The 9,222-nt window shown below is 73.0% G+C and carries 12 protein-coding genes and 1 pseudogene; 8 read left to right on the top strand and 5 right to left on the bottom strand.

What is annotated here, in order from left to right; all coding sequences use genetic code 11:
• Positions 1-66 precede the first annotated feature (66 nt).
• A complete protein-coding gene (locus DKT69_RS39235; RefSeq protein WP_201749935.1) occupies positions 67-786 on the top strand; it encodes a hypothetical protein in 720 nt (239 codons plus the stop codon).
• A gap of 17 nt (positions 787-803) precedes the next feature.
• Here the strand turns inward: DKT69_RS39235 and rox are convergent, their stop codons facing one another.
• Positions 804-2,228, bottom strand: coding sequence for a rifampin monooxygenase (gene rox, locus DKT69_RS30260; RefSeq protein WP_201749936.1), 1,425 nt, complete (start codon positions 2,226-2,228; stop codon positions 804-806).
• A gap of 530 nt (positions 2,229-2,758) precedes the next feature.
• Here rox and DKT69_RS30255 point away from each other — a divergent pair.
• Positions 2,759-3,334, top strand: a complete 576-nt coding sequence (locus tag DKT69_RS30255) for a maleylpyruvate isomerase N-terminal domain-containing protein (protein ID WP_109804854.1) — start codon at positions 2,759-2,761, stop codon at positions 3,332-3,334.
• Between the two features lie 36 nt (positions 3,335-3,370).
• Here the strand turns inward: DKT69_RS30255 and DKT69_RS30250 are convergent, their stop codons facing one another.
• Positions 3,371-3,856 carry a DnaJ family domain-containing protein gene (locus tag DKT69_RS30250; RefSeq protein ID WP_109804857.1) on the bottom strand — a complete coding sequence of 162 codons (486 nt, stop codon included), beginning with the start codon at positions 3,854-3,856 and terminating at the stop codon, positions 3,371-3,373.
• Positions 3,857-4,009: 153 nt separating this feature from the next.
• On the opposite strand from DKT69_RS30250, the gene DKT69_RS30245 reads away from it, so the two are divergent.
• The 3 genes from DKT69_RS30245 (at position 4,010) to DKT69_RS39230 (ending at position 5,513) form a co-directional block, all read left to right on the top strand.
• On the top strand, positions 4,010-4,507 hold the full coding sequence (locus tag DKT69_RS30245; RefSeq protein ID WP_109804853.1) for a YkvA family protein: 498 nt from the start codon (positions 4,010-4,012) through the stop codon (positions 4,505-4,507).
• 5 nt (positions 4,508-4,512) lie between these two features.
• Positions 4,513-5,232, top strand: coding sequence for a sulfite exporter TauE/SafE family protein (locus DKT69_RS30240; protein ID WP_236648447.1), 720 nt, complete (start codon positions 4,513-4,515; stop codon positions 5,230-5,232).
• A 113-nt stretch (positions 5,233-5,345) separates the two neighbouring features.
• Positions 5,346-5,513: a hypothetical protein gene (locus DKT69_RS39230; protein ID WP_201749934.1), complete on the top strand. Its 168-nt coding sequence runs from the start codon at positions 5,346-5,348 to the stop codon at positions 5,511-5,513.
• A 36-nt stretch (positions 5,514-5,549) separates the two neighbouring features.
• On the opposite strand, the gene DKT69_RS30235 is transcribed toward DKT69_RS39230, so the two are convergent.
• Together DKT69_RS30235 and DKT69_RS30230 are read right to left on the bottom strand one after the other, a co-directional pair.
• A complete protein-coding gene (locus tag DKT69_RS30235) occupies positions 5,550-5,690 on the bottom strand; it encodes a hypothetical protein (RefSeq protein ID WP_236648446.1) in 141 nt (46 codons plus the stop codon).
• A 145-nt stretch (positions 5,691-5,835) separates the two neighbouring features.
• The gene (locus DKT69_RS30230; protein ID WP_109804851.1) at positions 5,836-6,384 is read right to left on the bottom strand and encodes a GNAT family N-acetyltransferase; all 549 of its coding nucleotides are present in this window, start codon (positions 6,382-6,384) and stop codon (positions 5,836-5,838) included.
• Between the two features lie 97 nt (positions 6,385-6,481).
• Between DKT69_RS30230 and DKT69_RS30225 the strand changes: the two genes are divergently transcribed.
• Positions 6,482-7,417, top strand: coding sequence for a DNA-3-methyladenine glycosylase family protein (locus DKT69_RS30225; RefSeq protein ID WP_201749933.1), 936 nt, complete (start codon positions 6,482-6,484; stop codon positions 7,415-7,417).
• Positions 7,418-7,468: 51 nt separating this feature from the next.
• Positions 7,469-8,119, top strand: a complete 651-nt coding sequence (locus DKT69_RS30220) for a LysE family translocator (protein ID WP_109804849.1) — start codon at positions 7,469-7,471, stop codon at positions 8,117-8,119.
• A 67-nt stretch (positions 8,120-8,186) separates the two neighbouring features.
• Here the strand turns inward: DKT69_RS30220 and DKT69_RS30215 are convergent, their stop codons facing one another.
• Positions 8,187-8,696, bottom strand: coding sequence for an NUDIX hydrolase (locus DKT69_RS30215; RefSeq protein WP_109804848.1), 510 nt, complete (start codon positions 8,694-8,696; stop codon positions 8,187-8,189).
• Positions 8,697-8,759: 63 nt separating this feature from the next.
• Between DKT69_RS30215 and DKT69_RS30210 the strand changes: the two are divergent.
• Positions 8,760-9,222 (top strand): annotated as a pseudogene (locus DKT69_RS30210) (hypothetical protein); the annotation flags it as partial.

Below are 9,222 nucleotides of genomic sequence, written 5' to 3'. Positions count from 1 at the left end.
CCCCCGAGCAGCGAGGGACAGCCACGATGACCCCCACCCGCACCGGCGTGCACACCGAAACGTTCCGTGAGCAGTACGGCAGTTCCCTCACCGAAGGCCTGGCCGCGGCTACGCGCCGGCGACTTCAAGAACGCCGTCACCCTGGCCGAGCGGTTCACCGCCGGCGCCCGGCATCTGCACCACAGCGTCATGCGCGACGCCTTGGCCGCCGGCCTGGACTGGTGGCAGATCGGCGAACTGCTCACCCTGCACCCGCAGGCCGCGTTCGACGCCTACGCCAACCTCGCCGACGGCACCCGCACCCCAGCCCAGCAACACCCGCACCTGGCCGTGGTCTGCACGGCCGGGCTGGCCGCCGAGCACGACATGGACACCGAACACGGCATCGACCTCGACGACCTCGACCCGCAGCACAGCCTCACCACCGACCCCACCGTGGTGCGGCTGCGCGCGCCCGCGCAGCTGCTCGGCGACGACGTCTGGATCGCCGTCAAACTGCCCGGCACCTATGAAGGCGACGACGACCTCGACGACGACGCGGCCATCCGCCGGTGGACCACGTGGCGCTCTACCCCGACGAACTGGGCTGGCTGCGCGAGGCCCTGGCCCTCAATGCCGAGGAGCCGGACGACGACGAAGACGACGACCTGGAGCCGCTGCTCTGACCACCTGGGCGCGGGCAGGACCGAACGGTTACCGGTCGCGGCCGCCATCGACGACCATCCCAGCTCCTGGCCGACAGCGCCGCAGATCTGCTCGCCATCTCGCCACGTATATGCGGGATGACCGCTGCTCAGGCGAAATCAGTTGGCGGGCTTGCCGAACCAGCGGGAGAGGTGGTCGTCCAGGTCCTGCTGATCGTCGCCGATCCAGGCGACGTGGCCGTCGGGGCGTAGCAGGACGCACGGAACATCCAGTACCGCAGTGGGATCCGCGAGGTAATCGACCCGGTCTGACCAGCCGCCGACGGTCAGGCGTTCGGTGCGGTCCAGCAGCAGGCCGCGGCCGCGATGCAGCAGACCGTAGAGGTGGCCCTGTTTCACGTCGATGTCGCGCAGGCGGCGGCCGAGCAGGTCGGGGCCTTCGCCGAAGTCGTAGCGGATGCCGATCGCGGTGATCTTCTCGATCAGATAGCGGTTCACCTCGTCGAAGTCCATCAGTTCGGTGAGCAGCCTGCGCACGGCCTGCGGGCCCGGTTCGGTGGACGACAGTTCCATCTGGGCGCTTGTGTTGTCCAGCACGTCCTCGGCGACCGGATGACGCTCGGCCTGGTAGGTGTCCAGCAGTGTTTCCGGCGCCCAGCCGCGGATCTGTGCGGCCAGTTTCCAGCCGAGGTTGAATGCGTCCTGAACGCCCAGGTTGAGGCCCTGTCCGCCGGTGGGTGGATGGATGTGTGCCGCATCGCCGGCCAGCAGCACCCGCCCGACCCGATAACGTTCGGCTAGCCGGGTGGCATCCCCGAAGCGGGACAGCCAGCGCGGGGAGTGCACGCCGAAATCGGTTCCGGCGATGGTGCGCAACTGTTGTTTGAAATCCTCGAGGGTGGGCGGTTCCGCGCGGTCGCTGACTCCCGCGGCGGGGACTACGACGCTATAGACCCCTTCGCCGAAGGGCCGGAGCCAGAATCGCTGATGGGTCTCGCGGATTCCGGTCACCTTGGCGGCGATCTCCTCCTGCGGCACGCCCACTTCCATCTCGCCCATCAGGGTCTCGGTCCGTGAGGGCTCGCCGGGGAAGCCGACACCGAGCAGTTTACGCACCGTACTGCGCCCGCCGTCACAGCCGACGAAGTAGCGCGATCGCAGCTGTTCCCCGTCGGCCAGCTCGACGGTCACACCCTCGTCGTCCTGCTCGAAACCGGCGACCGCGCAACCGCGCCGGACCTGCGCACCCAGTTCGATCGCATGTTCTTCGAGCAGGTGAACGATGACCGGCTGCGGGATACCCAGCAGATAGGCGTACGCGGAATCCAGGCCCTCGGGCGCGGGTTTGGGGATGGCGGCGAAGAAACCGCCGGCCGGACGCTGTCTTCCATGCTGGAGAATGCGATCCAGCAGTCCGCGCATTGCCATCAGCTCGATACTGCGAATATGCAGACCGACTATGCGGACGAACGACACGGGCTCGGTTTCCTTCTCCAGGACGAGTACCCGCACATCGTGCAGCCGCAGTTCGGCGGCCAGCATCGCACCAGTCGGCCCGCACCCGGCAATGATCACGTCGAACATGAGGGGCGCACGATCGGCGTCGGAGGCCGGCGATGGGAGTCCGGGGACGTCGCCCGCGGTGAAGTCGCGCTCGACCGTATCGTTCGACGACGGCTCGGCGGTGAACTGCAGAGAGTGCATAGGTGTTGCCTTTCGGGAGTGCCTTGTTGGCGAGGCGCTCCCGGCGACACCTACGTCAATCGCCCGACCGTGACGGGAAGGGGGAGCACCCACATCGATACAGCGTTCATGGGTCTCACCTCCTCGGGCGGTGTCACGGTCAACTGCAAGCTACAAGCCCGAGCATCATCCCGTCCAATCCTTTCCCAGCCACGTGATCACGACTCCAAACGGGCCCGTACGGTTGCGACTGCGGTACGCACCGTGGCGCCCTTGTCGGCGCTGGGCGGGTCGGTACGGCGAAGATCCACTAATTGGCGCCTAGTGTCGCCGTTCTTACCAGCACCCCAGGTCGTAGTGATTCACGCCCTCGCGCTCGCGTGCGGGCCGCCGGGTGGCGGACGCGCACGGCTGGCGGCAGAGTCGACGGCATGACCACAGCGACCGGAGCGGACGTCCGGGCCGCGGCGACGGCGATGGCCGAGGTTCTGGCTCCGCTGACCGGGCACGATTGGTCCGTCCCCGCGGGCGACCTGGAGTGGTCCTGCTGGATCACCGCCGCGCACGTGGCGCACGACCTGCTCGCCTACGCCGGCCAGGTTGCCGGGCAGCCCACCGACGGCTACCTGCCGTACGACCTGCGGGTGCGCTCCGACGCGGCGCCCGCGGAGGTGCTGCGGGTCGTGCACGCGTGCGCGCAACTGCTGGCCGGCGCCGTCGACGGCGCCGAGCCGACGTTACGGGCCTGGCACTGGGGGCCGACCGACCCGGCCGGCTTCGCCGCGATGGGCGTCGCCGAGATCCTGCTGCACACCCACGACGTCACCCGCGGCCTGGGCGCCGACTGGCGGTTGCCCGCCGACCTGAGCGCCAAGGTGGTGGGCCGGCTGTTCCCCGACGCGCCGGCCGGGCAGCCGGCGGAGGTCCTGCTCTGGCTGACCGGTCGGGCCGCACTCGGCGATCGTCCCCGCCGCACGGCGTGGAGCTGGCGAGCGGCCGTGTCCTGAGCGATCCGGGGACACCCCCAGGTCGGGGCCGGGGGTTCAGCCGCGCCGCCGCCAAGGGAAACGCCAACGCCGCCGGGTGGTCGGCGCGGCGGCCGGCGGCGCAGCCGCCACCTCCGCGGCCCGCTCGGTCGCCGTCCGCTCCCGGTCGGCCCGCCACCGGCGTACGGTGTCGTCGGCGTTGACCGGGCGCACCACCACCCGCGGGCCGGTGGGCGTACGCAGCCACGCCACGATCTGCGCGTTCAGGTCCGCGACGAACGCGCGCACCGACTCCTCCGTGGGCAGGTCCCGCACCTCGTCGGGGAGCTGCTCGACGCGGCGGCGCAGCTGCAACGGGGTCGGCAGCAGCAGGTCGCTGGGGAGCGCCTCACGCTCCAGGAAGCTCTTGATCCACCACGACTCGTCGTACGGCAGGCCCCGGCCGGGGATCGGTTTGCCCGCCCCTGGCAGGTTGTCGAACTCGCCGCGCTCCTGGGCCGCGCGGATCTGCGCCTCGACCGCCGCCTCCCAGCCAATCGTCACCGCCGCCACCTCCCGCACCCAAGGTATCCGCTGTCCGTGACGGGATTCAGCGCGTGTGATCGGCGCGGCATTCCCCGCCGTACGGCGTGCCGCGCGGGTGGGCGTGACCCGGCGTACATTCCTCGTGGCCCGTACCCGGCGAAAGGACCCCTCGTGCGCGACTGGCTGATCGGGCTCGGCGTGGCGGTGGCCTGTCTGCTCGCCAGCTGGGCCCTGCTGGTGCTGCTCGCCCGACGCCTCCCGCCGGGCATCCTGCGCGACCTGGCCGCCTTCATCCCCGACTGCCTGACCACGGTGCGCCGGCTACGCCGGGACCCGCGGGTGCCTCGCCGCGCCAAGATCGCCATCGTCGTCGCGGGTCTCTGGCTGGCCAGCCCGATCGACCTGATCCCCGAGTTCCTGCCGGTCATCGGCCCGCTCGACGACATCGTCGTGGTCGCCCTCGCCCTGCGCTACGCCGGCCGGCAGGTGCCCCGGCAGGTGCTGCTCGACGCCTGGCCGGGTGAGCCGCGCCTGCTGCTGCGCCTGCTCGGCCCGGCCGCCCCCGATCCGGCCGTCGGACCGCCCGACGAACCGCCGAGCGGAGAGACCGACGGACCGCCCGACGGGCCGGGGCGGGGGCCGGCGGGCGCCGCGCCGGTCGACCGCTGACCCCGGTGGTGGGCACGCTGCTGACCGCCTCGGCGGCGGCGTTCCTGCTGGCCCTGCTGTCGGCGGTCACCGGCTTCGGCGGCGGTGTGCTGCTGCTGCCGGTCTTCACCGCGCTGTTCGGGCTGCGGGTCGCGGTGCCGGTGCTCACCCTCACCCAGCTCTCCAGCAACGCCGCCCGGGTCTGGCTGAACCGCCCGGAGCTGCACTGGCGCCTCGCCGGCCGGTTCGCCGCCGGGGCGGTGCCCCTCGCGGTGACCGGCGCGCTGCTGCTCGCCCACGCCCCGCTGGCCGCCCTGAAACGGCTGCTCGGGGTGTTCCTCCTCGCCGTGGTGGCGTGGCGCCGCATCGGCGCGCGGCCGTCCCGGCCCACCGAGCGCACCTTCGTGGCCGTCGGCGCGGCGTCCGGTCTCGGGTCGGCGCTGCTGGGGTCCGTCGGCCCGCTGACCGCCCCGTTCTTCCTGGCCTACGGCCTCACCCGCGCCGCGTACGTGGGCACCGAGGCCGCCGCCGCGCTCACCCTGCACCTGTCCAAGACCGTCGGGTACGCCGCCGCCGGCCTGATCGGGCGGGACGTTCTGCTGCTCGGCGCGGCGCTCACGCCGGCCACCCTCGCCGGCGCGTGGGTGGGCCGCCGGGTCGTCGGCCGGATCAGCGACCGGGTCTTCGTCGTCCTCGTCGAGGCCGGGCTGGTCGTCGCGGCGGTGCTCCTGCTCGCCGGCCGGTGACGCCTCGCCGAACCCCTGCCACGGCCGCCCGACCCGCCTAGGGTGGGTGACAGAAGGCTGACCTGAGCAGGCAGGACCGTTCACGGTCGGTGCGGCATCCGGGAGGAGTGGACGTGACAGATCCGGACGAGAACCGCGAGAAGACCCCCAAGACCGACGACGTGCTCTTCTCCACCGACGGGGATCCCCACCACCACCTGGAGCAGGCGCCGCAGCCGGACGAGCACCTCGCCGTCCAGTTCATGCACGACGACGAGACGGAGACCGTCGGCGAGGAGTGAGGGCAGCGTGGCGGATCGCCCGGGTCGTCGGCCGGCTCAGCGGAGTCTCGGGTCGAGGGCCTCGCGGACCGCTTCGCCGAGCATGACGAAGCTCAGCACGGCGGTGACGAGGAACGCGGCGGGGAAGAAGAGCAGGAAGAGTGAGACCCGGATGTAGTTCTCCGCTTCACTGATCATGATGCCCCAGGAAACGACCGGGGTCTTCAGGCCGATGTGAGGATGGCGACCAACGGTAGTGGCCGTGGTCACGCTGCGTGGCCCGGCATGGTCAATCTGGTCGAATGCGGAGGAGACGACCGGAGGGTGTGCCAGTCGGGCGCGGCTAGACCCGCCTGCGCACGTGCCGGTGCCCGTCGCGGGGGAACGGTGGCCGGGCCGGCAGCACCTCCTGGAAGACGTACCCGCTCTTCTCCGCCACCCGGCAGGAGGCGGGGTTGTCCACCTGGTGCAGCAGCTCCAGCCGGGTCAGCCCGCCGGCCGCGAAGCGGGCGAAGGCCCAGTCGCTGACGGCGGTGACCGCGCGCGGCGCCACGCCCCGCCCGCGGGCTGGGGCCGCCGTCCAGTAACCCACCTCCGCGTACGGGCGCCCGGGGGTGACGTCCTTGAGGATCACGTTGGCCACCAGCCGCTGCCCGTCCGGCGACGACTCGAGCACCGCGAAGCTGAACCGGCGGCCGGCCGCCCAACCCTGCCGGCTGCGCCGCAGGAACGCGCGGGCGTCGGCGGTGGTGCTGACCGGGTACCGGGTCCAGCTGCGCAGCACCGGGTCCCGGTACGCCGCCAGCAGCGCGGCCACGTCGTCGTCCCGCCACGGGCGCAGCAGCAGACCGGGCGCGGTGGGCGTGGGCGCGGCGCGCAACTCGATCGACATCCCGGTAGTGTCGCCCGCCGTCCCGGCCCTGGCGAGACCCGTCCGCGCCGGGATGTCGGTCGCTGGTGGTAGACCTTCGGCGATGACCTCGACACCGATGAGTTTCACGCTGACCCCGCGCGGGCCGTTCTCGCTGGCGGCGAGCGTCCGCTTCCTGGAGGGCTTCACCCCGGCACGGTACGCCGGCGGTGGGCCGGCCGTGCTGCGGTTGGCGTTCCCGCTCGACGGCCGGTGGACACCGGTGGGGCTGCGGGTGCGCCAGGACGCCGACGGGGTGGTGCACGCGCAGGTCCACTCCCCCGGCGACCCACCCGACCGGGACGCCGTGCGGGCGCAGCTGCGCCGAATCCTCTCCCTCGACGTCGACGGTTCCGGCTTCGCCGAGGTGGGTGAGCGGGATCCGGTCGTCGGTGGGCTGCAGGGCCGCTATCCCGGCCTGCGTCCGGTGACCTTCTGGTCGCCGTACGAGGCGGCCTGCTGGGCGGTCATCAGCCACCGGATCCGGATCACCCAGGCCGCCACCGTCAAGGCCCGGCTCGCCGAGCGGCTCGGCACCCCGGTGGAGTTGCCGGACGGCCCGGTCACCGCCTTTCCCGGCCCGGCCGACCTGTTGCGCGGCGTCGACACCCTGATCACGATGGGCGGGCTGGCCGGCCGCAAACCGGAGTGGCTGTGCGGGCTGGCCGCGGCGGCGCTGGACGGTCGGCTCGACGGGGCCCGGCTGCGGGCGCTGCCCGCGTCCGAGGCGCTGCGCGAGCTGTCGACGCTGCCGGGGATCGGCCCGTTCTCCGCCGAGCTGATCCTGCTGCGCGGCGCCGGCGCCCCGGACGTGGCGCCCCGGCACGAGCAGCGGCTGCGCCAGGCCGTCCGGGACGCGTACCGCCTCGACGAGGAGGTCGACGACGACACGCTGACCCGGATCACCGACGGGTGGCGGCCCTACCGGACGTGGGTGAGCCTGCTGCTGCGCACCTGGCGGGAGGACGAGACCGGCGAGCTCTCCGGCCGCCGGGGCCGGCGGCCGGCGGTGTGACGGGGGCGGGCCCGCGTAGGGTGATCAAGGGAGCGACGGGTGGGAGGCTACATGATCACGGTCGGGGCGCTGGTGGGGATCGGTCTGGTGGCGCTGGGTCTGGTGCTCACCCCCGGTCCGAACATGGTCTACCTGGTGTCCAGGTCGGTCACCCAGGGCCGGCGGGCGGGGCTGATCTCGCTGCTCGGTGTGGCGGTCGGCTTCCTCGTCTACCTCGCCGCCGCGGTGGCCGGGATCGCCACCGTGTTCGCCCTGGTGCCGCCGCTGTACACGGCGGTGAAGCTGGCCGGCGCGGCGTACCTGCTGTGGCTGGCCTGGCGGACGCTGCGCCCCGGCGGCCGGTCGGCGTTCGCGCCGGCGCCGCTGCCGCCGGACCGGCCGCGGCGGCTGTTCACCATGGGTCTGGTCACCAACCTGCTCAACCCGAAGATCGCGATCCTGTACGTGTCGCTGCTGCCGCAGTTCATCGACCCGGCGCACGGCCACGTCGCCGCGCAGAGCCTGCTGCTCGGGCTCACCCAGATCGTGATCGCGCTGACCGTCAACGCGCTGATCGTGCTCACCGCCGGCGGCATCGCGGCGTTCTTCGCCCGGCGGCCGTTGTGGCTGCGGGTGCAGCGCTGGGTGATGGGCACCGTGCTGGCCGGTCTGGCCGTACGGATCGCCGCCGACCGGTCCCGGGCAGCGCTGGTCACCCCGTGACGCGGCCACGGCGCGGCCGTCCGCTCCTGCGTTGACGGATCAGGCCCGCCCCTGCTGGCGTGGAGCGTCAGAGCGCGTCCGGTCGGCCCAGCGCGGGGTGCCGCTGGCCGGGCCGGGCGTGCCAGGTGGGGGCGTCCTCACTCACGGTGGTGTCGATCCGCAGCCGGGACCAGTCGTCCAGCTCGGGCAGGTCGTCCGGGTCGAACCAGCCGACCTCGGTGGACTCGTCGCCGTCCGCGGTCGGGGTGCCGCCGACCGGGCGGCAGCGGAACCACACGTTGAGGTATTCGCAGGCGTCGCCGTTGGGGTAGACGACCGGGTGGGTGGCGACCCCGCCGACCCGCTCGATCTCGACGCGTACCCCGGTCTCCTCGAGGACCTCCCGCAGCACCGCGTCCGCCGGCTGTTCGCCCGAGTCGATGACGCCGGCCGGCAACGACCAGCGGCCGTTGTCGCTGCGCCGGGCCAGCAGCACCCGCCCGGCGTCATCGCGCACCACCGCGCTGACCCCGGGCAGCAGGAGCAGGTCGGTGCCGATGTGCTTGCGCATCCGGGCGACGTACGGGGAGACGGGCATCCGCCCACCCTAGTGGCGACGTCGACCGGCTCCCCGCGCCGGTGCCACTAGACTTCGCGCTCGATGGACGCCCAGCCCACTCCCACCGCCGACACCCGCCCCTGTGCCCACTGTGGACGGGAGGTGCCGCAGCGCGCCGGTGCGGGCCGGCCGTTCCGGTACTGCCGGGACAACGACGGCGCCTGCCAGCGGGCGTCGCGCAACTCCCGGATGCGTCACCGCAACGCCCCCGGCCTGCCCGGCCAGGTCGCCCGGACCTGGGAGGCGGTCGACCGCCTCGACCAGATCGTGGACACCCTCACCGAGGCCCTGCACGCCGAGCTCTCCCCCGCCGGGGTGGAGCGGCAGCTCGCGCAGCTGCGCGCCGAGGCGTCCGCCGAGGTGGCGGCCGCGCACACCGAGCGGGACGAGGCCCGCCGCGAGGCCGAGGACGCGGCCGCGGCGGCGGTCCGGGCCCGCCAGGAGGCCCGCACGGCGGTCGCCGACCGGGACGCGGCCCGCGAGCGGGCGGACCGGACCGTCGAGG

Source organism: Micromonospora sicca (genome assembly GCF_003172935.1).
In the GTDB taxonomy this organism is placed as follows: Bacteria; Actinomycetota; Actinomycetes; order Mycobacteriales; family Micromonosporaceae; genus Micromonospora; species Micromonospora sicca.
Note: the sequence above shows the minus strand (reverse complement) of the source record. Positions and strands in the feature narration are given on the sequence as shown.

Excerpts from the sequence above, each read along its gene's own strand:
- rox (WP_201749936.1), bottom strand. The coding sequence starts at position 2,228 with ATGTTCGACGTGATCATTGCCGGGTGCGGGCCGACTGGTGCGATGCTG.
- DKT69_RS30255 (WP_109804854.1), top strand. The coding sequence starts at position 2,759 with ATGACCACAGCGACCGGAGCGGACGTCCGGGCCGCGGCGACGGCGATG.
- DKT69_RS30235 (WP_236648446.1), bottom strand. The coding sequence starts at position 5,690 with ATGATCAGTGAAGCGGAGAACTACATCCGGGTCTCACTCTTCCTGCTC.
- DKT69_RS30230 (WP_109804851.1), bottom strand. The coding sequence starts at position 6,384 with ATGTCGATCGAGTTGCGCGCCGCGCCCACGCCCACCGCGCCCGGTCTG.
- DKT69_RS30225 (WP_201749933.1), top strand. The coding sequence starts at position 6,482 with ATGAGTTTCACGCTGACCCCGCGCGGGCCGTTCTCGCTGGCGGCGAGC.
- DKT69_RS30220 (WP_109804849.1), top strand. The coding sequence starts at position 7,469 with ATGATCACGGTCGGGGCGCTGGTGGGGATCGGTCTGGTGGCGCTGGGT.
- DKT69_RS30215 (WP_109804848.1), bottom strand. The coding sequence starts at position 8,696 with ATGCCCGTCTCCCCGTACGTCGCCCGGATGCGCAAGCACATCGGCACC.